Source organism: Microvirga sp. P4_G7, from assembly GCF_056401005.1.
In genome coordinates, this window is the sequence record NZ_JBFUKD010000927.1 from 1 (window position 1) to 1,172 (window position 1,172).

The window sequence follows — 1,172 nt, forward strand, 5'->3', positions numbered from 1 at the left end:
GGCGACGAGCGTGCCGCCAGTCTCGGCGTGCCCGTCGGGCGTGTACGGTTGGAGATGCTCGCCTGCATCTCGCTCCTCGCCTCCACCGCCGTCGCTTTCGTCGGCACCATCGGGTTCATCGGTCTCGTCGGACCTCACATCGCCCGCCTTCTCGTCGGCGAGGATCAGCGCTACTTCCTGCCGATCTCGGCGGTGGCTGGCGCCGTCATCCTGTCGATCGCATCGACCTTGTCGAAAGCGATCACGCCCGGGGTGATCTATCCGATCGGGATCATCACCGCCTTGGTGGGCGTGCCCTTCTTTCTCAGCCTCGTCCTGGCGGTTCGTCGGGAGAGCTGGCGATGAGCCTTTCGATCAAGGCGCTGAAATTCGCCTATGGGCGCAACCCGCTTTTTGCTGCGCTCGAGGCGCATGAGCTTCCGAGGGGAAGCATATCGGCCATCGTCGGGCCGAACGGCGTCGGAAAATCGTCCCTTTTCCGGTTGATCGCCGGATTGCAGAAGCCTCATGGCGGTTCGATCGAGCTCGACGGCGGCGATCTCGCCCGTTTGAGCGACAGGCGACGAAACGAGACTGTTTTCTTCCTGTCCCAGCACGTCTCGATCCGGGCAGCGTTGAGCGTCTTCGATATCGTCCTCCTGGCTCGCAAGAGCGAGAAGGGAGGGCGGGCGACTTCCGCCGATCTCCTGCGCGTCGAAGGCATTCTCGACCAATTGGGGATCAGTCACTTGTCCGATCGCCCGGTCACCGACCTGTCGGGAGGCCAACAGCAGCTGGTCGCTACCGCGCAGGCCTTCGTTCGGGAGCCGGATATTCTCCTCCTCGACGAGCCGACGAGCGCCCTCGATCTTCGCCGGCAGCTGGAGGTGATGGAGCAAATTCGGAAAGTGACCGCCGAACGGGGGATCGTCACCCTCGTGGCCCTTCACGACCTGGGGCTCGCCAGCCGGTTCGCCGAGCGCTTCGTCTTGATCAGCGACGGTGCGATTGYCGCCGATGGTTCGCCAAAGGACGTGTTGTCCGGAGACGCGATCCAACGGGCCTACGGGGTCGGGATCAACATCGCCTACGCCGAAACAGGAACATTAATGGTCGAGGCTTACTTGCCTATAGCCTGAGAGCGCCCGCCTATCCTTACGGCGAAGCCCCTTTGCAAGGGGATTTTGTGATGT

The 1,172-nt window shown here is 62.9% G+C and carries 2 protein-coding genes; both read left to right on the forward strand.

Annotated elements, in window-relative coordinates; all coding sequences use genetic code 11:
• A partial coding sequence (locus AC1DT3_RS21980) for a FecCD family ABC transporter permease (protein WP_477467297.1) occupies nt 1-345 on the forward strand: 345 nt, incomplete at its 5' end.
• On the forward strand, nt 342-1,118 hold the full coding sequence (locus AC1DT3_RS21985) for an ABC transporter ATP-binding protein (RefSeq protein WP_477467298.1): 777 nt from the start codon (nt 342-344) through the stop codon (nt 1,116-1,118). The genes AC1DT3_RS21980 and AC1DT3_RS21985, both read left to right, overlap by 4 nt.
• Nucleotides 1,119-1,172: the final 54 nt, after the last annotated feature.